Origin of the sequence: Alteromonas sp. DY56-G5 (assembly GCF_041414725.1) — a bacterium.
Classification (GTDB): Bacteria; Pseudomonadota; Gammaproteobacteria; order Enterobacterales; family Alteromonadaceae; genus Alteromonas; species Alteromonas macleodii.
Window position 1 is genome coordinate 1 of record NZ_JANHZQ010000055.1, and the last position, 25,697, is coordinate 25,697.

The following is a 25,697-nucleotide window of genomic DNA, read 5'->3' on the forward strand; positions in this document are numbered from 1 at the left end:
AACCACCTCCGCAGCCATTTATTGGTGTGGTCTACAGAGGATTATGTCTTTTTAGAGGGGAAAATCCCTAGAACCCCTTAGTGACTTATTATTTTTCAACAGGGAACCACTATGAAAAAATTAATGCTTTGTACTGCTCTGGTAGCACCCATGTTACTGTCTGGTTGTGTCATTTCCGTAGGAGGTGATGACAAAGAACATTACCAGGCCAGCTGGGAGCAGCGTGAGTATAATAATCGTAAACATATCAGCAATCTGGAAGTGAATGCGCACTTTGAAGACGTTACCCGTAAGATGGGTGTAGCCGACTTCAACGAAATGGTAGGCGAGGGCGATCACGTTTACCGGATTCTTTACTATCGCACGCAGCGTACCGAGGACGACGGTATCACCACCAAGGACGAGTGTACTCCCCTGGTCTTCAAAGATAATCGCTTAATTGGTTGGGGTGAAGAAGCGGTCCGTAAAATCTAATCCGCCCACCGTTTACACTTACTGACAAGCCCGATAAACATCCCGTTTATCGGGCTTGTTGCTGTCTGGCCGGCCATCATTAATGATGGCTCGTTGCACTACCTGCCCGATCACTGTACTCAATTATCATCGCTAAACTTATTCAAATGTATAAATATTGTTAACGGTATATTTACATGGTGTTATTTTTTCGGCTAGAGTGGGGAACTGATGCACTTTTTGTGCGTCTATTACGTATCTCTTAAGACCAATCTTGTTGTTTTCAGTTTGCTGTTGTTCAGCGGCAGCGCTGAGCGGTTGAGTGAGAGGGCGGCCCGGGTCGCAAAACAGGCGTTTACGCATCACCACAACACGGGAGACAGGCTATGGTACAAGCGGAAATCCAACAAAACCTGGATAAAATCAGAGCAGCATACTTATCAGCGGAAGATCTGAAAGTGGCTGCATCCATCATTTACAACGCCTACCACGACGATCCAATTTTTTTACAAATATTCCAGAGTGAAAAAGAAGGCTACGAATCGCGGTTACGGTCGGCTATTCGCGAAGAACTCACCGCATTCTGGGAAGCCGAGCAACCCATTATTGGCCTGTTTGATGAGGGGCGATTATTGTCTGTTGCCTGCCTCACGGGGCCAGACAATGCTGCAGGGGCTGGGCGTTATTGGCACTGGCGGTTAAAAATGCTGCTGACCACCGGGTATTACGGCACCCGGCAAATGCTCGAGAAAGAGGAAAAAATTCGTTCTGCCATGCCAGCTGAAAAGTATCATCTGCTGTCGTTCATTGCGGTGCATCCGGACTATCAGTCACACGGTCTTGGTCATCTGCTGATGCGGGCTATCGACAGTGTCTTACTTGAGCATCGTGATTCAGAAGGGGTGGGCGTATTTGTGACAGTACCTAAATATGAAACGTTCTTTTCTGACGGCTTTTATCAAAAAGTCGCGCAGGTGGAAATTGCTAATAAAACCGGGCAGGTTATGTTCCGTCCAAGGCCTTAATCGTTCGCCGGGAATACCGTGCAGGGCGAGCAATCCGCCCTGCTTTTAACGAGAAAATGCCTTGTCAGCCTTGCGGGCCGAATCCCGTCAGGTATAGTGCCTGTATAGATAATTACACGCTGCAGATATGTCAGACTCTTTAGACTTCAATCCGGTACAAGCCATTCAGAATGAAGATGCCTGGGTAAGTGTCATCCAGAAAATGGATGAAGCCTATGCGGATCTGGTGCAGTCACAGGTCGAAGTCGAAGAAAAAAACGTTGAGCTGGAAGAGGCCAAAAGCTTTTCTGACAGTATTCAAAGTGCTATGAACGATGTGCTCGTCGTGTGTGATAACGACGGTATCATTGAAGGCGTAAACCGGGCATTAACCGAGCTGGTGGGGGAGTCTGAATCGGCTCTGATTGGTCGTTCTATTTTAACCTTTATCGCCCCGGAGTTGCACGACAAGGTACAGGGCTTTTACGAACGCCTGCGTGCTCAGTCTGTGCGCGACTACGAGCTGGAATTACAGGGCAAGTCGGGCAGTGTACCGTTATCGGTAAATTGTACGGCGCGCTTAAATCACCGCGGTAAGTCTGTGGGCATGGTGCTGGTAGGACGCCCTCTTGGTGAGCTGCAAAGAGCCTATAAAGAGCTTAATATTGCCCATGCTGAATTACAGCTCGCCCAGCAACGACTTATTCAGTCAGAAAAAATGGCTTCTCTGGGTCGTCTGGTGGCAGGTGTAGCCCACGAGCTGAACAATCCCATCAGCTTTGTGTATGGCAACATGCACGTGTTACGTCGTTACACCGATAAACTCAGCACTTACTTTGATGCGGTAGCCAGCGGTGAAAGCCGTGACGCGCTGCGCGAGATGCGTGAAAACATGCGTCTGGAAAAGGCCATCAAAGATCTCAATTCGCTGGTGGATGGCACCATGGAAGGCGCAGACAGAGTAAAAGAAATCGTCAATGATTTACGTCAGTTCTCGTCTGCGCAGGTGTCGGAGAAAGCGTCTTTCGACCTCAGTCACGCGGTGCATACCGCTTTACACTGGATAATGAAAGAAAGTGATTTTGCGGTTGAGGTGGTAGACAACATTCCCCGACCACTGGAAGCTTATGGCCATGCCGGGCAGATCCATCAGGTCGTGGTCAACCTGATCGAAAACGCGGTAGATGCCATGGCTGCTTCCGAGACGCGCAGATTAACCATCAATGCCAGTGCAGATAATGATGGCGTGTTATTGACCATAAGGGATACCGGATCTGGGATCAGCGCCGACGATGCGCCGCAAATTTTTGAGCCTTTTTATACAACCAAACCAGTTGGAATGGGAACAGGCTTAGGTTTATCAATTAGTTATGGTATCGTTTCGCAACATAATGGCGAATTATCCATCGACAATCATATCGATGGCGGTGCAATCGCTAGCCTGTTTTTACCTAACCGGGAGTCCGCTGATGCTTAATCTGTTATGGCTGCAATCCGGTGGTTGCGGCGGCTGTTCCATGTCGTTACTCAATGCCGAATCCCCCGATGTCCTGACCCTGTTTGAAAATGCGGGCATCAATCTGCTCTGGCATCCATCATTAAGCGAAGCCACCGGTGATGAGTGTATTGCCATGCTCGAGGGGATCCTGGCCGGTGACATTATTCTGGATATTCTTTGTATCGAAGGCTCTATGATGACCGGCCCCATGGGCACCGGTAAGTTTCACATATTGGGCGGTACCGGCAAACCTATGATTGAGTGGGTAAAAGCGCTGGCGGATATTGCCCGCTACACTGTTGCCGTTGGTAGCTGCGCGGCCTACGGATGTATTACGGCAGCTGGTGCCAATGATACTGATGCCACGGGCCTGCAATTTGATGGCGAAATGGCGGGCGGTCTGCTGGGTAAGGATTTTACGTCGCAAAGTGGCGATCAGGTGGTTAATATCGCCGGTTGTCCGGTGCACCCTGACTGGGTTACCGAAACCCTGATGAGCATAGCGCTGGGTGAGCACAATGATGAGCAACTCGATAAGTTTGGTCGTCCGCGTATGTACGCCGATCACCTGGTGCATCATGGTTGCTCCCGCAACGAATTCTATGAATATAAAGCCAGTGCGGTGGATATGGGCGATCGCGGTTGCATGATGGAAAATATGGGGTGTAAAGGCACCCAGGCGCATGCTGACTGTAACAGCCGGCCCTGGAATGGCCAGGGCTCCTGTACCAACGGTGGCTACCCGTGTATTAATTGCACCGCCCCCGAATTTGAAGAACCGGGCCACAGTTTTTGCCAAACGCCCAAAATTGCCGGGATCCCGGTTGGCCTGCCAACCGATATGCCCAAAGCATGGTTTGTTGCCCTGGCGCAATTGTCTAAAGCGGCCACGCCTGAACGGTTAAAAAAGAATGCCATTGCCGAGCAGCTAATTTATCCGCCCACCATTCATAAACGCAAAGGCTGAACCATCAGTATGTGCAGTCAGAGAGTAGCAGTATGAGCCGAATTGTCGCAGGCCCCTTTAATCGCGTGGAAGGGGACCTGGAAATCACCCTGGAAACCGGCGAAGATAAAGTGCAGCGAGCTGAAGTAAACTCGCCGCTGTATCGTGGGTTTGAACGAATTTTACTGGGCCACAAACCCATGGATGCGCTGGTTTATACGCCGCGGATCTGTGGTATTTGCTCGGTTACCCAGTCGGTGGCCAGTGCCCGGGCGTTAGCTGATGCCATGGGACTGAGTATGCCGAAAAACGGCGAGCTGTGTACCAACTTAGTGCTGGCAAGTGAAAACATTACCGATCTGATCACGCATTTTTATCTGTTTTTTATGCCCGATTTTGCCCGCGACACATACGCTGGCGCTAGCTGGTTTGGTGATATTCAGGGGCGGTTTAAAGCCACTGCAGGCTCTGCCTCAACGCAGATGTTGCCAGCTCGGGCCGATTTTCTGCACCTGATGGGGCTGATGGCCGGCAAGTGGCCACACACCCTGAGTTTACAGCCGGGTGGGGTAGCCAAAGCGATTGAGCCCAAAGAGCGCATGCGTTTACTGGCCATCGTTGCCGGGTTTAAGCGTTTTCTCGAAAGTACTTTATTTGGCGATAGTCTGACCACCATTAGTCAGCTTAAAAGCGAAGCCGAATTATGGCAGTGGTATCAGCAAAAGCCCTGGCACAGCTCTGACTTCCGCCGTTTTTTGCATGTGGCTGAAGTACAACAATTACACCAGCTTGGCAGGGCAACGGATCATTTTCTCAGCTTCGGCGCTTATGGTGCTCTTGATGAGCCGATGTGGGCTGCTGGCAGCTACAGAGATGGCCAGACAAGTCCGTTGGATATCGCCCGAATAGTCGAAGATCACTCCCATAGCTGGATGAGTGACACCGACCATCCGCATCCGCCGGCGCAGGGAATTACCCAGCCAACGCTGGATAACGAGGCGGGATACAGTTGGTGTAAGGCGCCCCGCTTAGGTCACGAGGTGGTGGAAGTCGGGCCATTGGCGCGACAGGTAGTTAACGGTCACCCGCTGATGCGAGACATGATAAGCCGCCATGGTGGCAATGTGTTAAGCCGGGTGGTGGCCAGACTGCTTGAAGTGGCCATTGTGGTAGGGCAAATGGAAGAGTGGGTTAAGCAAATTGATCCTACCGCGCCCTTTTGTCATCACGGTGAAATGCCCGCCGAGACCTCCGGCGTTGGCCTGGTTGAAGCAGCTCGGGGCGCCTTAGGTCACTGGCTGGAAGTGAAAAACGGTAAGATCAGTAACTATCAGATCATCGCCCCGACCAGCTGGAATTTTTCGCCCCGGGATCAACACGAACAGCCCGGTGCGCTGGAGCAGGCGGTCGTTGGCGCGCCGGTAATGAACGGTGAGAAAACACCGGTGTCGGTACAACATATTGTCCGCTCTTTCGATCCCTGTATGGCCTGCACGGTGCATTAATGCCACACAGCAAAGGAATGCGCTTACGCGTTAACGGGATTGTTCAGGGCGTGGGTTTTCGCCCGTTTATCTGGCGTCTGGCAACAGAGTTAAAGCTCACCGGGCGGGTTTTCAACGATACCGGTGGCGTTATAGTTGAGCTTAATTGCAGTGCGGCGCAGGCTGGTGAGTTTGCTGAGCTGATGTTGCAGCAGTTACCGCCACTGGCCCGGATTGATGCAATGCATCAAGAGGCGTTGGATTTACCTGTATTTTCATCCTTTGCAATAGACGTATCTCAGTCGGGGATCGTTACTACCGGCTGTGCACCGGATGCCGCTACCTGCCCGGATTGCCTTTCAGAGCTGTTCCAGCCTGGTGATCGCCGTTATCATTATCCGTTTATCAATTGTACCAACTGCGGCCCGCGGCTGAGTATTATCCGGCAAATTCCCTACGACCGTGCCTCCACCACCATGGTGGAATTTACCCTTTGTGCGGCTTGTCAGCAGGAATATGACAACCCGGCCGATCGCCGCTTTCATGCCCAGCCAAATGCCTGCCCTGATTGCGGCCCTCATTGCTGGCTGGAAACACCCGGTGGTGAGCCAGTCGCCAGTGAGACGCCGTTTCAGGCCCTCGGTGAGGCATTACGGGATGGTCAAATCGTAGCGATAAAGGGGATTGGCGGGGTTCACTTAGCGTGTGACGCCACTAATGAACAGGCAGTGAAACGATTACGTGAACGAAAACAGCGCCCCCATAAAGCGCTGGCATTAATGGCCTCGAATATTGAGGCAATCAGGCAGTTTGCCAGAGTTAACGAGCAGGATGAGGCGCTGTTAACGCATCCTGCTGCGCCGGTTGTGCTGTTGTCCCGGCAGGAAAACCCGGAGCAATATAAAATTGCGCCATCGGTTGCCCCTGACAATACGAAAATCGGTGTGATGTTACCCTATTCGCCGGTACATCATCTGCTCCTGGCAGAGGTAGACTTTCCACTGATAATGACCAGTGGCAATCGTTCCGGGGAACCCCAGGCGATCACCAATGATGCGGCTCGCTCTCAGTTAAATAACATTGCCGATGTGTTGCTGTTGCACAATCGGCCAATCCACAACCGCCTGGATGATTCGGTGGTGGTGGCGGGTAAATACGGTACACAAATACTGCGCCGCGCGCGCGGGTATGCGCCTGCCAGCTTACCGTTACCATCAGGTTTCTCTGCCGGGCAGACGCTTATCGCTTTGGGCGGCCAGTTAAAGAATACCCTGTGTCTGATTAAGGATGGCCGGGCGGTGATTAGCCAACATCTTGGCGATCTGCACGATGCCAGTACGTTCGATGAATATTTGCACACCTTGCAGCTTTATCGCGAGCTGTACGAAAACGCTGCTGAACATTACGTCTGTGATATGCATCCGGAGTATCTGTCCACAAAACATGGTGTAAGCTTGGAAGAGCAGGGCAATCACCTTACCCGGGTACAGCATCACCATGCGCACATTGGCGCTTGTCTGGGCGACAATCAGTATCCGCTGGCCGGCGATGCAGTACTCGGAATATGCCTGGATGGCACCGGTTTCGGCACCGATGAGACCCTGTGGGGCGGCGAGTTTTTATATGGTGGTTATGCTGCCATGAAACGGATAGCCTCACTAGCGCCGGTCCCCTTAATTGGTGGCGCTCAGGCGATCAAGTCACCCTGGCGGTCGCTGTATGCTCAGCTCCGACAATGCTTCACTGCCGGGCAACTGGCAGAAATGACCGATATTTGCCCACAGTTTGCAGACCCCATGTGCAACAGCTTCGAAAAAATGCTGACAATGCAGTTAAACTGCCCGCTGAGTAGCTCTGCAGGCCGGCTGTTTGACGCCGTTGCGACGGCGCTTGGCTGCGCCCCGGCACAAATAACCTACGAAGGGCAGGCTGCAATCCGGCTGGAATCGCTGGCTCAGACCTGCCAGGAAGATGTTGAACCTTATCATCTCAGGATTACTGATAATCAAGTAGTGCCTCAGGCGATGTGGCAGCAGATTATAACGGATTTACGCCAGGGACGGAGCAAAGCTGCAATGGCAATGGCTTTCCATAAAGGGCTGGTGATTGCGCTTAGTGAGATGACGCTAAAGTTAAAAGCGGCTTACGACTTTACTACCGTAGTGTTATCCGGTGGTGTGATGCAAAATCTGCTGCTTAGTGAGGCGCTGCAGGATACCTTGCAGTCAAGTGGCTTTAAAGTCCTTACGCATCAGCAATTGCCGGCGAATGACGGCGGGATAGCCTTTGGTCAGGCCCTGGTTGCTCTGGCAAAAAATCAATAAAATCAGCTTTATCCGGCATAGCTTCTGCTCTGCCATCCCCTCATTAATTACTGTCTGGAAACACCGTTAACACAGTGTAAAAAGACTTTCCGCTTTCCTCTTCTAGTGGTAAGTAGACTTCAGGTAACTCTCTCTCGATTTATTCTAACTTTATGAAAATAAATGGTTTTTGTAGTTGGTCTGTTGTTTGCATTCTGATTTGTGCGTACTAACAAAACACCACGCTGTGTTATTAGAAAAATAATAGCTGAACGCAACTTACATCAGAACAAAAACCAAGACCGATTGGCCGTGCAAATTTGAGGTAAGTGTAACTTCAGCGGTATCACTGCCGGAGGACCGAATGTCCCAATTAGAGACCTTTTACGAAGTCATGCGGCGACAGGGGATTACCCGTCGCAGTTTTCTGAAGTATTGTAGCCTGACTGCTGCTGCATTAGGCCTGGGCCCTGCGTTTGCACCGCGTATTGCCAATGCCATGGAGACCAAGGAGCGTACCCCCGTGCTGTGGCTGCACGGACTGGAATGTACCTGTTGTTCTGAATCCTTTATTCGCTCTGCACACCCCTTGGTGAAAGACGTTGTACTGTCGATGATCTCACTGGATTACGACGATACGTTAATGGCGTCAGCAGGCCATCAGGCCGAAGCGATTCTTGAAGAGACCATGCAGAAGTATAAGGGTAAGTACATCCTGGCTGTAGAAGGTAATCCGCCGCTGAATGAAGACGGCATGTTCTGTATCGTTGGTGGTAAGCCATTCCTTGACCAGCTTAAGCATGCCGCCAAAGACGCGGCGGCCATTATTGCCTGGGGTTCATGCGCCTCATGGGGCTGCGTTCAGGCCGCTCGTCCAAACCCCACTCAGGCGGTGCCTATTCATAAAGTGATAAAAGATAAGCCCATCATTAAAGTGCCGGGTTGTCCGCCCATTGCAGAGGTAATGACCGGCGTAATTACCTATATGCTGACTTTCGGCAAGGTACCGGAACTGGACCGTCAGGGACGTCCGAAGATGTTTTACAGCCAGCGTATCCACGACAAATGTTATCGCCGGCCGCACTTTGACGCCGGTCAGTTTGTTGAACAGTGGGATGACGAGGGCGCGCGAAAAGGCTACTGCCTTTACAAAGTGGGTTGTAAAGGGCCAACAACTTATAACGCCTGTTCAACCGTACGCTGGAACGAAGGCACGTCCTTCCCAATTCAGGCCGGCCACGGTTGTATCGGCTGTTCCGAAGATGGCTTCTGGGACAAAGGTTCCTTCTATGACCGTCTGACTGACATTAACCAGTTCGGTATCGAATCGAACGCTGATGAAGTAGGCACTGCCGTTGCTGGTGGTGTAGGTGCAGCGATTGCTGCCCATGCTGCCGTTAGTGCGGTGAAACGCGCGCAGCATAAGGGAGAACAAGAATAATGAACACGCCGTTAAATTCTAAATTACTCGACAGTTCTGGCCGCCGTATTGTGGTGGACCCGGTGACACGTATTGAAGGTCACATGCGCTGCGAGGTTAACGTTGACGACAACAACATTATCCGCAATGCGGTATCCACCGGCACCATGTGGCGAGGTCTGGAAGTCATTTTAAAAGGCCGTGACCCGCGTGATGCCTGGGCATTCGTTGAACGTATTTGTGGAGTGTGTACCGGTTGTCACGCACTCACCAGTGTGCGTGCGGTAGAAGATGCGCTGGGCATTGATATTCCGTTAAATGCGCACCTTATTCGGCATCTGATGGATAAGACCCTGAATATCCACGATCATGTGGTGCACTTTTATCACCTACATGCGCTGGACTGGGTGAACCCGGTTAATGCGCTGAAAGCCGATCCGAAAGCTACCTCTGCCCTACAGCAGAAAATATCGTCGTCACATCCACTGTCCAGTCCGGGTTATTTCCGCGACGTGCAAACCCGCATTAAGAAGTTTATCGAAAGCGGCCAGTTAGGGTTATTTGCTAATGGTTACTGGAGTAACCCGGCTTATAAACTGCCGCCTGAAGCGGATTTGATGGCGGTGGCGCACTACCTTGAAGCGCTGGATATGCAAAAAGAGATCGTTAAGATCCACACTATCTTCGGCGGTAAGAACCCACACCCTAACTTTATGGTTGGCGGTGTGCCATGTGCGATTAATCTCGACGGTACCGGCTCATCCGGCGCGCCAGTCAATATGACCAGCCTGAACTTTGTGCTGGAGCGTATTCGCGAGGCCGAAGCCTTCATTAAGAACGTTTATATTCCGGACGTGATTGCTATTGCAACGCTTTATAAAGACTGGCTGTACGGCGGCGGTCTGGCTGCTTCTAACGTGCTGAGTTATGGTACGCACACAGTGGTACCGGGCGATAAATCCACCGACCTCATTCCGGCTGGCGCGATTATCAATGGCAACTGGGATGAGATACACCCGGTGGATGTGCGTAATCCGGATGAAATTCAGGAGTTCGTGGACCACAGCTGGTATCAGTATGCTAACGGCGCTAAAGGCCTGCACCCCTGGGACGGTGAAACAGAAGCGAAATTTGAACTGGGGCCAAACTTTAAAGGCACCAAAACAAATATTAAAGAGCTTGATGAAAGCGCTAAGTACAGCTGGATTAAATCACCGCGCTGGAAAGGTCATGCCATGGAAGTGGGCCCGCTGTCTCGCTACATCGTGGCTTATGCTTCTGGCAAAGAGTACGTTCAGGAACAAGTTGACCGCTCACTGTCGGCGTTTAACCAGGCCACTGGTATGGACCTCGGTTTAAAACAGTTCCTGCCTTCAACGCTGGGCCGAACCCTGGCGCGAGCACTGGATTCTGAGCTGTGTGTCGACTCTATGCTGGATGACTGGCATCAGTTGGTCAATAACATTAAAAACGGTGATACCTCTACCGCCAATGTGGAAAAATGGGATCCAAAAACCTGGCCGAAAGAAGCCAAGGGTGTGGGCACCAACGAGGCGCCGCGCGGTGCACTGGGTCACTGGATTAAGATTAAAGACGGTAAAATTGAAAACTATCAGGCAGTGGTACCGACTACCTGGAATGGTTCTCCACGTGATTCAGAAGGCAATATCGGTGCGTTTGAAGCGTCATTGCTTAATACGCCCATGGAGCGCCCTGATGAGCCGGTTGAAATCCTGCGAACTTTACACAGCTTTGACCCGTGTCTGGCCTGTTCCACACACGTAATGAGTGAAGACGGTCAGGAACTGACTAAAGTGAAAATTCGTTAAGAGAGCACTCTGTTGCTCTCTCTGGAGACTCAATTATGTCTACGTCAGTGAAAAGCAAAGCTGTTGAGAGAAGTCAGCTTACGGATAACCATCACAGTGGTGATGAGAAGGTTATCACCCGCCGTCAAACCGCGGTCTATGTTTATGAGGCGCCAGTGCGCTTATGGCACTGGATAACCGTGTTTTCCATCATCACGCTGTGCGTGACGGGGTATTTTATCGGTCAGCCTTTACCCACTTTACCGGGGGAAGCCAGCGATAATTTCCTGATGGGTTACATTCGCTTTGCCCACTTTGCCGCGGCTTACGTGGTAACCGTGGGCTTTATCGGCCGGTTGTACTGGGCACTGGTAGGGAACCATCATTCCCGTGAACTGTTCTTCCCCAAGTTTTTTGTGAAAGCCTGGTGGAAAGAGGTATGGCACGAGGTACGCTGGTACCTGTTTATGGAAAAGACGCCCAAGAAGTACATCGGTCACAACCCGCTGGCACAACTGGGCATGTTCTTTTTCTTCATCCTCGGCATGATCTTTATGATCTTCACAGGCTTTGCGCTTTACAGTGAAGGTGCCGGGCAGGGAAGCTGGCAGGATACGTTGTTTGGCTGGGTGATCCCGCTGTTTGGCCAGAGTCAGGATGTGCATACCTGGCATCGCCTGGGCATGTGGTATCTGATCACTTTTATTATGATCCATGTCTATGTGGCAATTCGTGAAGACATCATGTCACGTCAAAGTCTGATCTCCACCATGATCAGCGGCTGGCGGATGTTTAAGGACGATAAGCCGGATTGAGGCTCCTCAGAGGGATGCAGGCAATTGTTGACCCCGCCTGCGTCCCTTTTTCTTTAACCCATTTTAATGACTATTCTGAGCAACCGGATGACAGCCTTCAATCTCAATGTTCGCAGCCACTGCCTGAGTAGTCGCAAGCCTGAACATCCCGGTATATTTCTTGAGCGTTGTTATCTTAAACCGCTGCATATCAGCCAGTCTGAGCTGGCGCGACTGTTAGGCATATCCCGCCGACGTGTACACGAAATTATCAAAGGCCAACGTGCGATCTCTGCCGATACCGCTATCAGACTGGCCCGACACTTTCAGACTACGCCGATGTTTTGGTTGGAAAAACAACAGCTTTGGGAGCTGTACGATGCCAGCCGCCGATTTGTTAAAGAGGGTGGTTAGTAACTTTCCAATTGGTGAATAGTGTTGTTATATCTATATCCTTTATATTATTGTGGTTACTTGTAACGCCCCCCGTGACACCCCGCCATACGGTGATTCCTGATTTTTTACTAAGTTGGCATGCAACTTGATGTATGTAAATAAAATGTAATTAGCGCAAGCGCCAGAGAGTTTGAGTTTTACACCGTGCAAAGTCGATTGAATGAAAAGCAAATACTTATTTTGGGCATTGGCAATGTGTTATGGGCCGATGAGGGGTTTGGTGTTCGCTGTGTTGAGGCGCTCAACCAGAATTACGAGTTTGGCGAAAACGTAAAGATCATGGATGGCGGTACCCAGGGCATTTATCTGGTACAGCATGTTCAGGAAGCCGATGTGCTGGTGGTGTTCGACGCTATTGATTACGGCCTTGCACCAGGCACCTTAAAAACCATCTATAACGACGAAGTGCCTAAATTTATGGGCGCTAAACAGATGAGTCTGCATCAGACCGGTTTTCAGGAAGTGTTAGCCATGGCCGAGTTTACCGGTCATTACCCGGCAGATTTGTTGCTGGTGGGGTGTCAGCCGGTTGAGCTGGAAGATTTTGGCGGCAGTTTGCGCGAAGAAGTAAAGGCGCAGGTGCAACCCGCTATCGACATTGCGCTGGCCTACCTGACGCAGTTTGGTATTTCTGCGCAACGAAGCGCGGGGACGTCGCAGGCACTGGCGCCGGGTCAGTTAAACCTGAGTGAGTATGAGCAGGGCCGCCCGGATGAGCAGGCAGCCTGCCGTACCGGTGATAGCCGTGTCATAGGCAGTGCTGTAGGGGAAAGTACCAAGTAATGTGTATTGGCGTGCCGTTTCAGGTAATTCACACCGACAGCCACAAGGCTTACTGTCAGCGTGGCGCAGAGCAGCGCTGGATTGATATATCGCTGGTGGGCGATGTAGTACCAGGTGATTGGTTGTTAGTCTTTTTAGACGCTGCCCGGGAAGTGCTCACTGAAGCGCGGGCACAACAGGTGGAAGAGGCCGTCAGCGCTATAGAACGGGTGATGTGCGGGCAAAGTGTTGATCTCGACGATTGCTTTAAAGATCTGGTCGAGCGCGAGCCTGAGCTACCAGACCATTTAAAACCGCTTTTAAAATAACACAAGATAAGAGAACACTATGAACTCACCGCTGATCAATCGTCTTATCGACGAGTTAGGTTACCCTTTACTCGATGACGATAATTTTGAAGGTTTCATAGAGCAGACACCAATTAGTGTACTGTTTTTAACCGAAGATCCTAAACGCTTTCCGGAAAGCCTGGATGTAGCTGTGATCCTGCCAGAGCTGATCAAACAGTTTCCTCAGCTTACCCCGGCGGTGGTATCTGAAGATATTCAAACCGCCTGTCGCGGCCGTTATAACTTTATGGCGTGGCCGGCACTGGTGTTTCTTAAGCATGGCCAGTATCTCGACGCCATTACCAAAGTGCAAAACTGGGATGACTACGTACACGAAATCAATCGAATTCTGACGCTGGAGCCCCGCCCTGATCCGGGTATCGGTATTCCGGTAGTGTTTAATCCGGTGAGTAAAAGTTGCGGACAATAGGGGAACAACATGCGTGATAACAGTATAAACATCGTCAATGTCCCAATCGGGCCGGGCAGCCAGTCAGAAGGCGACATGGTGCTTGATTACATGAAGATGCCATCGGAAATGAACACCTATGATATGCCATCGTTTCCGGAAGAAAGTGAGCTGGAACGTTGCCCTCAGGCCATGAGTATCCTCGCCGATATCCAGCTTATGCTTGGCCAGATCAACGAAAACGGTCAGAGCAGCATTATGACGCTTACTGAGCTACCAGAGGCAGACTTAAACCTGCTTAATCAAATCCTCGGTGAAGGCGAGGTGAGCGTTCTGATCGATGGCGATAAGCCGGTCAGAATTCAGGAAACGGTAATGGCCGGTATCTGGCGTTTACGTACCTTTGACGAGCAGGGTAACGTGACTGCAGAAGCTATTGAGGTGGCAGAGATCCCCGAATGTGTGAAAGACCAGGCATTTGCCACTAAGGTGGATTTACCCGCCCGAATCGCCAGCCTGCCAGAAGGACTACTGAATGCGCCTTCAGTATTGATAGAAATTGCGGATACCTCAGTTGACTACCAGCGCGACCCAGGGATGGCTTCGCATGTAATAAACCTGTCGTTGTTACCTTTTTCGCCTGAAGACCACTACAGTCTGACCGAAACTACCGGTACCGGCAGTGTCACCATTTTGTCCCGCGGATACGGCAACTGCCGGATCACGTCGACTCAGGTGGATGGCCTGTGGCGAGTGCAGTATTACAACAGTACCGACCAACTAATCCTGGACACTCTGGAAATTGTGGCAATACCCGCAGTGGCTTGCGCCGCCCCCGAGGATCTGGCCGATTCAGCGGTCCGTCTGTCTGAAATTCGCGATGCACTGGTATAGGAAGGCAGAATGAGTTTTCAGGGTTTTGAAGGCAGTTATTTAGGCGACGCCAGCCGGATAGATAAGCAGGCCAGACTGGAATGCAAGATATGCTGGTATGTTTACGACCCGGCGGAAGGTGATGAGGTCTGGCAAATTCCACCAGGCACGGCGTTTGTCGACCTGCCTGACCATTGGCGGTGTCCGGAATGTGATGGTGACCGCGATCAGTTTATGGTGATAGAGGACTAACAGTGTCAAACGGTACAGCAGTTGTCGCTTTCTATGAATCGGTAGCCCGCAAAATGGCAGGCCTGCCGGTATACAATAATAAGCTCGCAGTGGATGCGACCGAATTTTTGTCATGGGAAGACAATTGGCTGGGCATTATCGTTACGCCCTGGTGTATGAATATTGTGTTGCTCCCGGGCGAGGCGTCTCATCATAACGTTCAGCAGGTTGGTGCTAAATTTCGTCAGAAATTGCCCTCCGGCCAATACGAGTTTATCCGTGCTTATGCCGGAGAATGTGGCGATTTTGCCACCTGCTCGGTGTTTTCACCGATGTTTGAGTTTTCATCACAGAGCATAGCGATGGAAACCGCGCAGGAAGTGTTGGCAGCGTTGTTTGATGCCGAAAACGTTGCGCCTTCAGAACGACATCAAAGCTATACGGTTCATAGCGAAATGCGCCAGGCCGCTGAGCTTGATGCACAAGACTGTGATGCAGGGAGTGCACAGCAAGTGGCCGATGATGAGACGCCACAGGTGAGTCGCCGGGCATTCTTAACCGGCAACTTCGCCCGGCGGGAGGACAGCAGACCATGAATATTGCTGCAGAACTGGCTGCCGGAAGTAAAGCGCATAACACAGCGACTAATCCGCTTACCGGCGGCATACAAGTAACCATTTGTTATAACCGTGACCATATCAAAGCCGTTGAGATAAACAATACCCGCCCGTTTGCCGTTACCCGCCTGTTCAGGGAAAAACCGGTTGATCGGGTATTGGCGATGATGCCATCGCTCTTTTATATTTGCGGGATGGGGCAGTTAATCGCCGCGCTCAGAGCCGTAGAGAGCGCCGCTGGCATTAGCGAAACGTTAGTCATCAAACAAGCCCGGGATACGCTATTATTTGCAGAGTCTTTACGGGAGCAAGTGTTTAGCTGGGTGACCAACTGGGCGCCGCAACATAAATCCAGAATGAGTAATGTGGTGGACTGGTTTAATCAGTGCCGTAAGCAACTTGACTGGAGTTTAACCCTGTCTTCGGCAACATCCGGTGAGGCGGGTTGTCAGCCGGCGCTAGAGCAATTGGCCCGGCAACTGGAAGAGGTTATTAAGCCATTATTACCGGCCAACCAGGCAGGATCCTCGTTAGCAACGATGGGATTATCAACCCAGGTATGTCAGTTGTTGAAAGCCTGCGGTAAATACCCGTTAGGACTGGCCGCAAAAACGTTAAACTTAACTGAGTCGCAACAGCTGACGGTAGTGTTGACATCGTTAAAGGCTGCGGAAGCGGAACAATTTTGTCATCAGCCAACCGTTAACGGAGCACCGGCCGAGACTGGCCGTTGGGCTCGACAAAATATTGAAGCCAGGGGATTTTTAATTGAAAGTCGCCTGCGCTCGCTTTACCGTGAAATAACCACAGCGCCAATGAGGCTCAGATCAATAGTCCGCCAGCATCAGTTTAGTCAGGCTGAGGGTACAGGCGTGCGCGGCTGCTCTGTAGTCGAAACGGCCAGAGGTTCACTGCTACATAAAGTTGAACTGGATAACCGTAATCACGTAGCTAAATACCAGATTATTGCCCCCACTGAGTGGAATTTTCATCCCCAGGGGAGTCTCAAAACCATGCTGGAAGGGCTATATTTACCCTGGGATCAGGTAACCCCGGTGGCGGAAACCCTGATAAAACTTCTCGACCCTTGTGTGTCGTGGCAGTTGGAGTTAGTCCATGCATGAGATGTCTATTGCAGAAGGGATCCTGCAGGTATTAGAAGAACAGGCCGTGAGCCAGTCGTTTGAAAAAGTCAAAGCGGTGTGGGTCGAGATTGGCCCGCTCGCCACTATCGAAGCCGACGCACTAACGTTTTGTTTCGATGCAGTAATAAGAGGAAGTCTGGCCGAAGGCGCCAGCCTGCACATTATAAAAATGCCGGGAAAAGCCTTCTGTTTGCAGTGTCTGGATACCGTCCCGGTCACGCAACGCTATGACAGTTGCCCTGTTTGTGGCAGTTATCACTTACAGATAACGCAGGGTGAAGAAATGAGAATAAAAGAACTAGAGGTGGCATAAACATGTGTACGGTTTGCGGTTGTTCAGAAGGTGAAGTTAAAATAGAAGGGCATGAGGGACACGCCCACGGGCATAGCCATGATCACACTCATATTCATGGGCATAGTCATGATCATTCACATGCCCACGGGCATCATCATCACGACCATGATCATCATCACCATCATGGCGACCATCATGGTGGACATAGTCACGACCATTCACACGCTCACAGTCATGAAGACCAGCATGACCACAGCGGCATTGAAAGTGATGGCGATAACATTCACTTCGGCAAAGGCCCTGCTCATGCCCATGTGGCAGGCCTTAGTCAAAGCCGAATGGTGCAAATTGAGCAGGATATTCTGGGTAAAAATAACCAGTACGCCGCGCAAAACCGGGTACGCTTTGAACAACAGTCGTTGTTTGTGCTCAATCTGGTTTCCAGCCCGGGATCAGGTAAAACCACCTTACTGACTGAAACCATTAACCGCATTAAAGACCGTTACACCGTAGGCGTAATTGAAGGCGATCAGCAAACGGCCAATGACGCAGACCGCATCCGCGAAACCGGCGTTCAGGCTATTCAGATCAATACCGGCAAAGGTTGCCACCTCGATGCGCACATGGTCGGTCATGCCATGGAGAACTTTTCCGGGATGACCGGCGGCGTGCTGTTTATCGAGAATGTCGGTAACCTGGTTTGCCCGGCCTCGTTTGATTTGGGCGAGGCGGCAAAAGTGTCGATTCTTTCGGTCACCGAAGGCGAAGACAAACCGCTGAAGTATCCGGATATGTTCCATGCTTCAGAATTGATGATCCTGAATAAAACTGACCTGCTGCCGTATCTGGATTTTGATGTCGAGAAATGCATTGAGTACGCCAAACGGGTCAATCCGGAAATCCGTATTATTCAGCTGTCAGCCAAAAGCGGCGAGGGCATGCAGGAGTGGCTTGATTGGATCAACACCAAACGGGCAGCCATCATTGAATCGCGTATTTATCTTTTGCAACAACAGGTAGAGCAGTTTAAGGCAATCTTATAATGACCACATCTCAACGTCCTATTCTGTTATGCGTTGATGATGAAGTCCGTTCGCTTGAAACTCTTGAGCGAACTCTGGATGAAGAGTTTGACGTATTAACTGCCAATAGCGCCGACCTGGCGCTGGAATTACTGAGAAGCCATGACGTGCAGGTGATCCTGTGCGATCAGCGCATGCCGGATCGTACCGGTGTGGAATTGCTAACCGAAGTGCGGGATCGCTGGCCTCAGGTCGCCCGGCTTATTTTGTCTGGCTATACCGACTCAGAAGACATTATCAAAGGCCTCAACGAAGCAGGTATTTTGCAGTACATCACCAAACCCTGGCACCCGGAAAGTCTGCTAATGATTATCCGCAGTGCGTGCCGGATGTGCGCCTTACAAAGTGAGAATGCACTGCTGAATATGGAGATGCGTCTTACCGAAGAGCAGGCCGAGCAGCAGGTTAGTGAGAAAAAAGCCCATCTGCGTAATAGCTTTCAGCTTGAAGAGATAAAACGCCATGCGCAAAGCCCGCTGAATAAAATCTGTGACCAGGTCAGCAAAATTGCGCCTTATGATGTCTCGGTGCTGATCACCGGCCCATCTGGTGCGGGTAAGGAACTCTTTGCCAGGGCGCTGCATTACAACAGCTTGCGTTCAGACCGGCCGTTTGTGGTAGAAAACTGCGGTGCCATGCCCGATGAACTGTTGGCATCTGAATTGTTTGGCCACAAAAAAGGATCGTTTACCGGCGCGATTACCGACCATGTGGGTCTGTTTGAACAGGCTGATGGCGGCACTATTTTTCTGGATGAGATTGGTGAGATCAGCCCGGCATTTCAGGTTAAATTGTTGCGGGTTCTGCAAGAGCGTGAAATTCGCCGCCTCGGCGAGCAACAGCGCCGCAAGGTCAATGTGCGGGTAGTGGCTTCAACCAACCGAGACCTCGAAGAAGAAGTGCGCGCCGGCCGGTTTAGGCAGGATCTGTATTTTCGTTTAGCCGAAGTCACCCTGGAGCTGCCGGCATTGTCTCGCCGTACGATAGATATTCCGGTACTGGCAAACAGCTTTTTACAAACCGCCATGCATCAATTCGACAAGCCGGTAAAAGGTTTTAGTGAAGAAGCCATCGCCTGTATGAAACGGTACAGCTGGCCGGGTAACGTGCGTGAATTACAAAATGAGGTACGCCGCATGCTGGTAATGTGTGAAGGCGAATGGCTAACTGCAGACCTGCTCAATCCGCGGGTCTTAAGAGCGGCGCCTGGCGGAGAGGATGAAGACATTGATATGTTTGCTGGCCTTGAAGGCACGCTAAAAGAAAAGGTTGAGCTGCTGGAAAAACGCATTCTGCGCGAGACGTTGATCCGCCATCGCTGGAATAAAAGCAGCGCGTCACTGGAACTGGGTTTATCGCGGGTAGGATTGCGTTCCAAGCTGGAACGCTACGAGCTTGAGAAATCCGGCGACTCAGAAACCAGTAAACAGCATTAAGGGGAATATCAGTATGTGTTTAGGGATCCCCGGCCAGATTGTCGCGATCAGCGATGAGGCCATGCAAACCGGCATTGTTCAGGTTTCCGGTGTAAAACGCGAAGCTAACTTAAGTTGTGTGGTGCCTGCTGATGGTAACCTGCAAACTTTAGTGGGTAGCTGGGCGCTGGTGCATGTGGGCTTTGCCATGAGCATTATCGATGAGGAAGAAGCCCGGCGAACGCTGGAGATTCTTGCTGAGATTGGTGAGTTACAGGAAGAACTCGACGCCATGCAGCAGGGTGCGCAGGGATAACGGTGATGAGCGAGCCTACCGATAACCAGTCAGTTCTGTCGGCATTGTACCCCTTTACCGGCCAGGCTCCGGCTGTTAACCCTAATGATAACGACGAGTTAGATAGTGCCCTGGTTGCCTCTGTTCAGGCTAAAGCGCGTGACAGTATCGCCGTGAAGCAGGCTTTTTTTGAGCGCCACAGCAAGACCTTGCTGGCTGCTGCAAAACGCATTGCGGACAGTTATGCACAACAGGGAAAATTGTTAACCGCAGGCAATGGCGGTTCTTCCTGTGATGCCGCGCATCTGGCTGTAGAGTTTATGCACCCGGTTACTACCGGTCGCAAAGCGCTGCCAGCTATCAACTTATCTCAGGATACCGCGATGATGACGGCAGTGAGTAATGATGTGGGTACCGAACATGTCATCACCCGGCAGTTATCCGCGCTGGCCAGCCCCGGTGATACGCTGGTGGTGTTCTCCACCAGTGGCAACTCAGCCAACTTAATCGAAGCCTGCAAAAAAGCCCGGGCCATGGATCTGAGCGTGATTGCCTTTACCGGCCGAACCGGTGGAGAGCTGCAACGACAACAACTCACCGATGATTGTATTACCGTACCCAGCGACAGTATTCACCGCATTCAGGAATGTCACCTGGCCTGCTATCACATTTTATGGGATCTGGTGCACAGCCTGCTGGCTGACAACCGGTTGTCTCAGGAGAAGAAATAATGAAGTTTGTCGATGAGTTTCGCGATCCTCAAATGGCCCGGCGAGTGCTTGAACGCATCCATGCCGTGGTAGAGGAAATCCCCACCACCGCCCAACGCCCGTTACAAATAATGGAAGTATGCGGAGGCCATACGCACTCTATTTTTCGCTACGGACTGGAAGAATTGTTACCCGATAAGATTGAAATGGTACATGGGCCTGGCTGCCCGGTTTGTGTGCTGCCGATGGGAAGAGTAGACGACTGCGTTGCCATTGCTGAACAACCTGATGTGATATTTACCACTTTTGGTGATGCCATGCGTGTGCCAGGCTCGAAAAAAAGCCTGCAACAGGCCAATTCTGATGGCTGTGATGTACGTATGGTTTATTCCCCCATGGATGCACTGGATATTGCCCGTAAAAATCCGCATAAAAACGTGGTGTTTTTTGGGTTGGGTTTCGAAACCACTATGCCGAGTACGGCATTAACGCTACTACAGGCGGATAGGGAAGGCATCACAAACTTCTCGCTGTTCTGCAACCACATCACCATCATTCCTACCATCAAGGCGATTCTGGATTCACCAGATATGGTTATCGATGGCTTTTTAGGGCCCGGTCATGTATCGATGGTGATTGGTAAAGCGCCTTATGATTTTATTGCCAGTCATTATAAACGCCCGCTGGTGATTGCCGGTTTTGAGCCGCTGGATATTCTGCAGTCCATGCTGATGGTGGTAGAGCAAATCCGTGATGGCAAGGCGCTGGTGGAAAATCAGTACAAACGAATTGTTCCCGAGCAGGGTAACAATAACGCCCTGAAAGCCGTTGGTGAAGTGTTCGAGCTGCGCGAATTTTTTGAGTGGCGGGGCCTGGGGTCAATCGACCATTCAGGGGTGCGCATTCGTGAAAAATACGCCCGATTTGATGCTGAACGCTTATTTGCCGTAGAGCCTGCCCACGTGGCCGATCCTAAAGCCTGCCAGTGTGGCGAAGTGCTCAAGGGGGTTCTCAAGCCCTGGGAGTGCAAATTGTTTGGCGAGCAGTGCAACCCCGAAACACCTATTGGCGCGTTGATGGTATCGACTGAGGGCGCCTGTTCCGCCTACTACAGCTATGGCAAAATCGACGTAAAACAAGCCGTTTAACTAACCGAGTAAGCAGTATGAATAAACCTAAACGGACCCTGCGGGCCAAAACCATCACCATGGCTCATGGCGCAGGCGGCAAGGCCATGCGCGATCTGATTGAAGATGTATTTGTGGGGACCTTCGCTAATCCCGACCTGGAGCAACTGGAAGATCAGGCTCGGTTTGAATTGGCTGAACTAATGCAAAGTGGCGCACAATTGGCGTTTACCACCGATTCTTACGTGGTAGACCCTGTAGAATTTCCGGGCGGCGATATTGGCTCGCTGGCGGTGAACGGGACGGTAAATGATATTGCTGTGTCTGGCGCGATCCCAAAGTATTTGTCTTGCGGTATGATTTTAGAAGAAGGGCTCGATGTTGAGCTCCTGCGGCGTGTGGTTGCGTCAATGAAAGCCGCCGCTGATAAGGCCGGAGTGACCATCGTCACCGGCGACACCAAAGTGGTACCGAAAGGCAAAGGCGATAAAATTTTTATCAATACCAGTGGCATAGGGGTGATCCCTGAAGGCGTTGATATTTCAGCGTCTAACTGCCGGGTAGGCGACAAAATTATTGTTAATGGCCTGATAGGCGATCATGGCGCGGCAATACTTAATGCCCGCGGTGATCTGGCGCTCGATGTGACGCTGGAAACCGACTGCCAGGCGTTAAATGAGTTAGTCCAAACCATGTTGAAAGCGTGTCCGGATGTGCACGCTATTCGTGATGCCTCCCGGGGCGGTGTGGCTACGGTTTTATGTGAATTCGCTGAGTCATCCGCCGTCAGTATTCGTTTGCAGGAAGAACATATCCCGGTAAGAGATACCGTGCGCGGTGTCTGCGAGATCCTGGGGCTCGATGCACTGTATTTTGCTAATGAAGGTAAACTCGTTGCGGCAGTCCCGGCCGATAAAGCTGAGGCGGTGCTTGAGGCGATGCGTAATCACCCGGCCGGTAAAGATTCAGCTATTATTGGTGAAGTCATTGAATCGAACTATAACCGCGTGCTGGTGAAAACTCACTTTGGCGGAGAGCGCATTCTGGATATGCTGGTGGGTGAGCAACTGCCGCGGATCTGCTAGCGCTTACATAATTTTTTGTTAGCTGTGCGTTTGTTCGTAGCTCTCCAACAATTTATAAGCAATGGACTGTTGTTCCAAACTTAAAATAGTTGTTTCTGATACAGAGCGCACCAGCTGGTACTCTTGTTCTTTTTTGATGATGCCCCGATTGGCAATCTTAAGAAAGTTTCTGAATGCCTTATTATGCATCGTAGTGAGAGAAGGTAAACCGCTCTCCTTCATTTTAAGATTCAACTTGTTCTGTTCATCCTGGCGCATTAAAGCAGACAGTTCTAATGCGTCGTTAGCTGCCAGCCTTACAGAAGTTAAAGATCCTTTTAACAGATTCTGTTTGGTAAAAATATCCATGGCTGATGGCTGTCCCTTTTCAAAAACAAGGGCTGTAAATTCAGCGAGAATTTCTTTTTCTGTTTTCATATCAGCACCGCAAGACGGTTTGAAAGGGCTTACAGTAAAAAGCTGACTCACTCATCCCTGAATGCCTTACATATTATTTAATCTTAATAGCTTACGGTAACATTCCGGTAATATGCAATTGAGTTAGTGAAGGTTGTGCTGGCTTATAATGTGTTAGCGCAACATTATATGAAGCCATCGGTGTTAATAACGCAAAAAAGGAGCCGACCCTAAGATCGGCTCCCGCCCATGGCATTCAATAGTTGGTGTGGGTCACCTAAATTGAAAACAACGATACTCCCATCATTGCAATTACCAGCCCAATAACTCTGTTTGCAGAAGGGATGCTACGCGAGACCAGTTTCGACACAGCAAAGCCCGCCGCTACCAGTGTGGCGCTGGTAACGAGGAAACCTGAAGCAAACAGATAAGGGACGGAGCCGGCGGTCTCGAGACCATGGGCAAAACCGTGAAACATTGCAAAACAGGCAGCCAGGCTAACCGCCAGGCCCTGAGTTACGTTCTTACGAGTGGCAATAAGTAAGCCGGTGATTACAGATGTCAGGACGATGCCCGTTTCCATAAACGAAAAGCTGAAACCTGCTAAGCCTAATGAAAAACCACCAATCAATAATGCAAAAAATGCGGCAAGCATGGCCTTGCATTGTTTACCTGCAAAACCTGACGCCCAGTAGCCCATTGCTACCATGGCAATAAGGTGATCAATACCCATCAGGGGGTGCGACAAACCAGCCAAAAAAGCATTCTGAACCGTCTCGTGACCGGTATGCGCAAAGGCCGGTGCGGTGGTAGCAAGTGTGAGTAGAAGGCCGCTGGATATTTTTTGTGTACGTGTCATGTTTTTACCTTACTGCGAAATCGAACAGTTATTAATGTGTTGTTGCCTGTATAGATGTTTAACAACAACTTTATTGTAATGGCTACTGCTTTAGCATTTCTTTAATTAACAACATTTAGCAAAACGGGTGCCAAACTAAAATTTACCGATTAAACTATCGTAAGTCTATGAAGTTAAATTGTTTTGTTGTTTTTGTGTCGAACGAGCGAAAGCAGGGTGACTGGTAACTTGCTTGCCAGTTAGCAGGCAATTGGCAACTTCCTGTGCGCAGCGTAAAGGACTGTTATTACTTATCTATTAACGGTGCAGCTCACTAATGGATAAAATGAATATCACCAAGTTCTGTCTGAAGATAGCGTTTAAACTCCACTGCTTTGCTGGCGGGAAAAACAAAGCCCGGCGGATTTCCCGGTGTTGTTGGATTATAGGGGAGGGAAAAATAGCAATGTTCCCTTGTGGTTTCTAACGCCACCCGTGTCACTTTGTGGAGCGTAATTGAGGTTGAGCCAAACTGAATATGACCGTTGTTAAACGTTACATACTTTACCGGATCCTTTACCGTGGCGTCGGGCATGGTTTTGTACCACTGCACTATCCAAACCAGGTTAAAAACACCAAGCATCAGCAACAGATTGACTTCTTGTCTCACTACCCAGAGTATTAAGCCCACACTTAAAGCGGCCAGGATACCATGCACTAATTTTGCTTTATTGAGGGGATGGGCTGAGGTCATTTATAAAGTCCGTTTTCATACATGGCTGCGGGTTAATAGTGGCCTGCTCTGGCGCTACTGCAACACTTAGCTATACTTATACCGAATTGCAGACAGACTATGCAATCTTTTAATCCCAGATTATAAAGCTCCCCGACTGTTTCTTTGAGTACGCAAATTTTCGATGTTTGGAACTTAGCCAAAAGGATAAGACGATTTCCCTTTCTTCTTGTACGAAATATCTTACAAAGCTGTGAGATATGGTGGATGCTTGTCTGTGCTAAAAACGTCGCTTCATTTTTAACGTAATGAAAAATATGAATTAAATTTATTTTTGTCAGCTTTGGCCGGCAAAGTTGACGCAAAAATATCCGACAGTGGATTAGCGTTCTTTAGTTATAAGCGTACTATGAACGTGTCACAAGGAAACACGACGAGTCAGGAAGACACACGGACGAACTTGGGATTGCTCAGGATGAGTAAGACAGGGTAAGGAACTCTGTTTAAGGATAAAGGACCGGTCGGGAAGGCCTAAAAGGACAACTCCGGGATGGAGAATGCTGTAGCAGGATGTACAGCTTATATAGGAATAATGGAAAGGGATCTGTTCAGGAAGAACAGCTCACGCAGGATGATGTGAGAAAAGAAGGAAAGGGGCGTATACGGATTTTAATCGGGAAGATTTTAGTCGCAAGGGATCGCTGAGAAGGAAACTCAAAATTCAGAGAAAACGATGACTTCGGTCATCGTTTTTTTATGGTGGTGCGCCGGGCATGGCGCGTAGTGCTTTAGCACTGTTCGACTCACTGTGGTGGTGGAGTATACCACCAGAAATCAATACTTCCTCGCCTGTAGGAGCAATCAAGTAGATTGTTAGATATCCAATAGCATTCATATTGATATCAAAACAAGCTTGAATCGCAGCTACTGTTGAAGCATTTAATATTGCAGGTGCCACGCCAGAAACATTCAAGTTAAAGATTGTCGTATCTGGTAAACCAGCTCCTGAGTTTGGAGAAATCGTTGTATTTGCTCCATTGTAAGTAAATGTTCTATCTCCTGGTCCTGGTGCAACTGATGCTCCAATTTGAGAGTATAAGAAATATTAACGCTATGTACTACCCACTGTGTCAGCTGTATTTAAGGCCAGTTGCACGTGTGTCAAATG

The 25,697-nt window shown here is 50.2% G+C and carries 28 protein-coding genes; 24 read left to right on the forward strand and 4 right to left on the reverse strand.

Annotation, left to right across the window (positions count from 1 at the left end; translation table 11 throughout):
• Positions 1–111: 111 nt before the first annotated feature.
• The 24 genes from NO989_RS19200 (at position 112) to hypE (ending at position 22,562) form a co-directional block, all read left to right on the forward strand.
• Positions 112–474, forward strand: a complete 363-nt coding sequence (locus tag NO989_RS19200) for a DUF3192 domain-containing protein (RefSeq protein WP_020745469.1) — start codon at positions 112–114, stop codon at positions 472–474.
• Positions 475–839: 365 nt separating this feature from the next.
• Positions 840–1,478, forward strand: coding sequence for a GNAT family N-acetyltransferase (locus tag NO989_RS19205; RefSeq protein WP_020745470.1), 639 nt, complete (start codon positions 840–842; stop codon positions 1,476–1,478).
• A 127-nt stretch (positions 1,479–1,605) separates the two neighbouring features.
• Positions 1,606–2,934, forward strand: coding sequence for an ATP-binding protein (locus NO989_RS19210; RefSeq protein WP_071978375.1), 1,329 nt, complete (start codon positions 1,606–1,608; stop codon positions 2,932–2,934).
• Positions 2,927–3,922 carry an NADH ubiquinone oxidoreductase 20 kDa subunit gene (locus NO989_RS19215; RefSeq protein ID WP_020745473.1) on the forward strand — a complete coding sequence of 332 codons (996 nt, stop codon included), beginning with the start codon at positions 2,927–2,929 and terminating at the stop codon, positions 3,920–3,922. Before NO989_RS19210 ends, NO989_RS19215 begins: the two co-directional genes overlap by 8 nt.
• 32 nt (positions 3,923–3,954) lie before the next feature.
• Positions 3,955–5,406: a nickel-dependent hydrogenase large subunit gene (locus tag NO989_RS19220; RefSeq protein WP_020745474.1), complete on the forward strand. Its 1,452-nt coding sequence runs from the start codon at positions 3,955–3,957 to the stop codon at positions 5,404–5,406.
• Positions 5,406–7,709, forward strand: a complete 2,304-nt coding sequence (gene hypF / locus NO989_RS19225) for a carbamoyltransferase HypF (protein ID WP_071978377.1) — start codon at positions 5,406–5,408, stop codon at positions 7,707–7,709. The genes NO989_RS19220 and hypF overlap by 1 nt, the downstream gene beginning before the upstream one ends.
• Positions 7,710–8,052: 343 nt before the next feature.
• The gene (locus NO989_RS19230; protein WP_020745478.1) at positions 8,053–9,129 is read left to right on the forward strand and encodes a hydrogenase small subunit; all 1,077 of its coding nucleotides are present in this window, start codon (positions 8,053–8,055) and stop codon (positions 9,127–9,129) included.
• Entirely contained in the window at positions 9,129–10,937 is a 1,809-nt protein-coding gene (locus NO989_RS19235; protein WP_020745479.1) for a nickel-dependent hydrogenase large subunit, read from the forward strand. The genes NO989_RS19230 and NO989_RS19235 overlap by 1 nt, the downstream gene beginning before the upstream one ends.
• Before the next feature lie 35 nt (positions 10,938–10,972).
• Positions 10,973–11,731: a Ni/Fe-hydrogenase, b-type cytochrome subunit gene (cybH, locus tag NO989_RS19240; protein ID WP_071978378.1), complete on the forward strand. Its 759-nt coding sequence runs from the start codon at positions 10,973–10,975 to the stop codon at positions 11,729–11,731.
• Positions 11,732–11,818: 87 nt separating this feature from the next.
• The gene (locus NO989_RS19245) at positions 11,819–12,124 is read left to right on the forward strand and encodes a HigA family addiction module antitoxin (protein ID WP_020745481.1); all 306 of its coding nucleotides are present in this window, start codon (positions 11,819–11,821) and stop codon (positions 12,122–12,124) included.
• 198 nt (positions 12,125–12,322) lie between these two features.
• Positions 12,323–12,949, forward strand: a complete 627-nt coding sequence (locus tag NO989_RS19250; protein WP_071981095.1) for a HyaD/HybD family hydrogenase maturation endopeptidase — start codon at positions 12,323–12,325, stop codon at positions 12,947–12,949.
• Complete coding sequence (locus NO989_RS19255; protein ID WP_020745483.1) at positions 12,949–13,257, forward strand: HypC/HybG/HupF family hydrogenase formation chaperone; 309 nt, start codon at positions 12,949–12,951, stop codon at positions 13,255–13,257. Before NO989_RS19250 ends, NO989_RS19255 begins: the two co-directional genes overlap by 1 nt.
• A 19-nt stretch (positions 13,258–13,276) precedes the next feature.
• On the forward strand, positions 13,277–13,708 hold the full coding sequence (locus NO989_RS19260; protein ID WP_020745484.1) for a hydrogenase expression/formation protein HoxO: 432 nt from the start codon (positions 13,277–13,279) through the stop codon (positions 13,706–13,708).
• Between the two features lie 9 nt (positions 13,709–13,717).
• The gene (locus NO989_RS19265) at positions 13,718–14,581 is read left to right on the forward strand and encodes a hydrogenase expression/formation protein (protein ID WP_071978379.1); all 864 of its coding nucleotides are present in this window, start codon (positions 13,718–13,720) and stop codon (positions 14,579–14,581) included.
• A gap of 9 nt (positions 14,582–14,590) precedes the next feature.
• Positions 14,591–14,812, forward strand: a complete 222-nt coding sequence (locus NO989_RS19270) for a rubredoxin (RefSeq protein ID WP_071978380.1) — start codon at positions 14,591–14,593, stop codon at positions 14,810–14,812.
• Between the two features lie 2 nt (positions 14,813–14,814).
• Positions 14,815–15,387: a [NiFe]-hydrogenase assembly chaperone HybE gene (gene hybE / locus NO989_RS19275; protein ID WP_071978381.1), complete on the forward strand. Its 573-nt coding sequence runs from the start codon at positions 14,815–14,817 to the stop codon at positions 15,385–15,387.
• Positions 15,384–16,532, forward strand: coding sequence for a nickel-dependent hydrogenase large subunit (locus NO989_RS19280; RefSeq protein WP_105933848.1), 1,149 nt, complete (start codon positions 15,384–15,386; stop codon positions 16,530–16,532). The genes hybE and NO989_RS19280 overlap by 4 nt, the downstream gene beginning before the upstream one ends.
• Positions 16,525–16,866, forward strand: a complete 342-nt coding sequence (gene hypA / locus NO989_RS19285) for a hydrogenase maturation nickel metallochaperone HypA (RefSeq protein WP_020745489.1) — start codon at positions 16,525–16,527, stop codon at positions 16,864–16,866. The genes NO989_RS19280 and hypA overlap by 8 nt, the downstream gene beginning before the upstream one ends.
• Positions 16,867–16,868: 2 nt before the next feature.
• On the forward strand, positions 16,869–17,891 hold the full coding sequence (gene hypB, locus NO989_RS19290; protein ID WP_071978383.1) for a hydrogenase nickel incorporation protein HypB: 1,023 nt from the start codon (positions 16,869–16,871) through the stop codon (positions 17,889–17,891).
• Positions 17,891–19,366 carry a sigma-54 dependent transcriptional regulator gene (locus NO989_RS19295; protein ID WP_020745491.1) on the forward strand — a complete coding sequence of 492 codons (1,476 nt, stop codon included), beginning with the start codon at positions 17,891–17,893 and terminating at the stop codon, positions 19,364–19,366. The genes hypB and NO989_RS19295 overlap by 1 nt, the downstream gene beginning before the upstream one ends.
• A complete protein-coding gene (locus NO989_RS19300; RefSeq protein WP_232230546.1) occupies positions 19,326–19,661 on the forward strand; it encodes a HypC/HybG/HupF family hydrogenase formation chaperone in 336 nt (111 codons plus the stop codon). Before NO989_RS19295 ends, NO989_RS19300 begins: the two co-directional genes overlap by 41 nt.
• Positions 19,662–19,666: 5 nt before the next feature.
• Positions 19,667–20,371 carry an SIS domain-containing protein gene (locus NO989_RS19305; protein WP_020745493.1) on the forward strand — a complete coding sequence of 235 codons (705 nt, stop codon included), beginning with the start codon at positions 19,667–19,669 and terminating at the stop codon, positions 20,369–20,371.
• The gene (gene hypD, locus NO989_RS19310; RefSeq protein WP_020745494.1) at positions 20,371–21,498 is read left to right on the forward strand and encodes a hydrogenase formation protein HypD; all 1,128 of its coding nucleotides are present in this window, start codon (positions 20,371–20,373) and stop codon (positions 21,496–21,498) included. The genes NO989_RS19305 and hypD overlap by 1 nt, the downstream gene beginning before the upstream one ends.
• A 17-nt stretch (positions 21,499–21,515) precedes the next feature.
• On the forward strand, positions 21,516–22,562 hold the full coding sequence (gene hypE / locus NO989_RS19315) for a hydrogenase expression/formation protein HypE (protein ID WP_020745495.1): 1,047 nt from the start codon (positions 21,516–21,518) through the stop codon (positions 22,560–22,562).
• 18 nt (positions 22,563–22,580) lie between these two features.
• Here the strand turns inward: hypE and NO989_RS19320 are convergent, their stop codons facing one another.
• The 4 genes from NO989_RS19320 to NO989_RS19335 form a co-directional block, all read right to left on the reverse strand.
• On the reverse strand, positions 22,581–22,979 hold the full coding sequence (locus tag NO989_RS19320) for a hypothetical protein (RefSeq protein ID WP_146129513.1): 399 nt from the start codon (positions 22,977–22,979) through the stop codon (positions 22,581–22,583).
• Between the two features lie 256 nt (positions 22,980–23,235).
• On the reverse strand, positions 23,236–23,817 hold the full coding sequence (locus tag NO989_RS19325; protein WP_105933846.1) for a HupE/UreJ family protein: 582 nt from the start codon (positions 23,815–23,817) through the stop codon (positions 23,236–23,238).
• 313 nt (positions 23,818–24,130) lie between these two features.
• On the reverse strand, positions 24,131–24,550 hold the full coding sequence (locus NO989_RS19330) for a hypothetical protein (protein ID WP_020745498.1): 420 nt from the start codon (positions 24,548–24,550) through the stop codon (positions 24,131–24,133).
• 733 nt (positions 24,551–25,283) lie between these two features.
• A complete protein-coding gene (locus NO989_RS19335; protein ID WP_371343032.1) occupies positions 25,284–25,487 on the reverse strand; it encodes a hypothetical protein in 204 nt (67 codons plus the stop codon).
• Between the last annotated feature and the right edge of the window lie 210 nt (positions 25,488–25,697).

Excerpts from the sequence above, each read along its gene's own strand:
- NO989_RS19200 (WP_020745469.1), top strand. The coding sequence starts at position 112 with ATGAAAAAATTAATGCTTTGTACTGCTCTGGTAGCACCCATGTTACTG.
- NO989_RS19205 (WP_020745470.1), top strand. The coding sequence starts at position 840 with ATGGTACAAGCGGAAATCCAACAAAACCTGGATAAAATCAGAGCAGCA.
- NO989_RS19210 (WP_071978375.1), top strand. The coding sequence starts at position 1,606 with ATGTCAGACTCTTTAGACTTCAATCCGGTACAAGCCATTCAGAATGAA.
- NO989_RS19215 (WP_020745473.1), top strand. The coding sequence starts at position 2,927 with ATGCTTAATCTGTTATGGCTGCAATCCGGTGGTTGCGGCGGCTGTTCC.
- NO989_RS19220 (WP_020745474.1), top strand. The coding sequence starts at position 3,955 with ATGAGCCGAATTGTCGCAGGCCCCTTTAATCGCGTGGAAGGGGACCTG.
- hypF (WP_071978377.1), top strand. The coding sequence starts at position 5,406 with ATGCCACACAGCAAAGGAATGCGCTTACGCGTTAACGGGATTGTTCAG.
- NO989_RS19230 (WP_020745478.1), top strand. The coding sequence starts at position 8,053 with ATGTCCCAATTAGAGACCTTTTACGAAGTCATGCGGCGACAGGGGATT.
- NO989_RS19235 (WP_020745479.1), top strand. The coding sequence starts at position 9,129 with ATGAACACGCCGTTAAATTCTAAATTACTCGACAGTTCTGGCCGCCGT.
- cybH (WP_071978378.1), top strand. The coding sequence starts at position 10,973 with ATGTCTACGTCAGTGAAAAGCAAAGCTGTTGAGAGAAGTCAGCTTACG.
- NO989_RS19245 (WP_020745481.1), top strand. The coding sequence starts at position 11,819 with ATGACAGCCTTCAATCTCAATGTTCGCAGCCACTGCCTGAGTAGTCGC.
- NO989_RS19255 (WP_020745483.1), top strand. The coding sequence starts at position 12,949 with ATGTGTATTGGCGTGCCGTTTCAGGTAATTCACACCGACAGCCACAAG.
- NO989_RS19260 (WP_020745484.1), top strand. The coding sequence starts at position 13,277 with ATGAACTCACCGCTGATCAATCGTCTTATCGACGAGTTAGGTTACCCT.
- NO989_RS19265 (WP_071978379.1), top strand. The coding sequence starts at position 13,718 with ATGCGTGATAACAGTATAAACATCGTCAATGTCCCAATCGGGCCGGGC.
- NO989_RS19270 (WP_071978380.1), top strand. The coding sequence starts at position 14,591 with ATGAGTTTTCAGGGTTTTGAAGGCAGTTATTTAGGCGACGCCAGCCGG.
- NO989_RS19280 (WP_105933848.1), top strand. The coding sequence starts at position 15,384 with ATGAATATTGCTGCAGAACTGGCTGCCGGAAGTAAAGCGCATAACACA.
- hypA (WP_020745489.1), top strand. The coding sequence starts at position 16,525 with ATGCATGAGATGTCTATTGCAGAAGGGATCCTGCAGGTATTAGAAGAA.
- hypB (WP_071978383.1), top strand. The coding sequence starts at position 16,869 with ATGTGTACGGTTTGCGGTTGTTCAGAAGGTGAAGTTAAAATAGAAGGG.
- NO989_RS19295 (WP_020745491.1), top strand. The coding sequence starts at position 17,891 with ATGACCACATCTCAACGTCCTATTCTGTTATGCGTTGATGATGAAGTC.
- NO989_RS19305 (WP_020745493.1), top strand. The coding sequence starts at position 19,667 with ATGAGCGAGCCTACCGATAACCAGTCAGTTCTGTCGGCATTGTACCCC.
- hypD (WP_020745494.1), top strand. The coding sequence starts at position 20,371 with ATGAAGTTTGTCGATGAGTTTCGCGATCCTCAAATGGCCCGGCGAGTG.
- hypE (WP_020745495.1), top strand. The coding sequence starts at position 21,516 with ATGAATAAACCTAAACGGACCCTGCGGGCCAAAACCATCACCATGGCT.
- NO989_RS19320 (WP_146129513.1), bottom strand. The coding sequence starts at position 22,979 with ATGAAAACAGAAAAAGAAATTCTCGCTGAATTTACAGCCCTTGTTTTT.
- NO989_RS19325 (WP_105933846.1), bottom strand. The coding sequence starts at position 23,817 with ATGACACGTACACAAAAAATATCCAGCGGCCTTCTACTCACACTTGCT.
- NO989_RS19330 (WP_020745498.1), bottom strand. The coding sequence starts at position 24,550 with ATGACCTCAGCCCATCCCCTCAATAAAGCAAAATTAGTGCATGGTATC.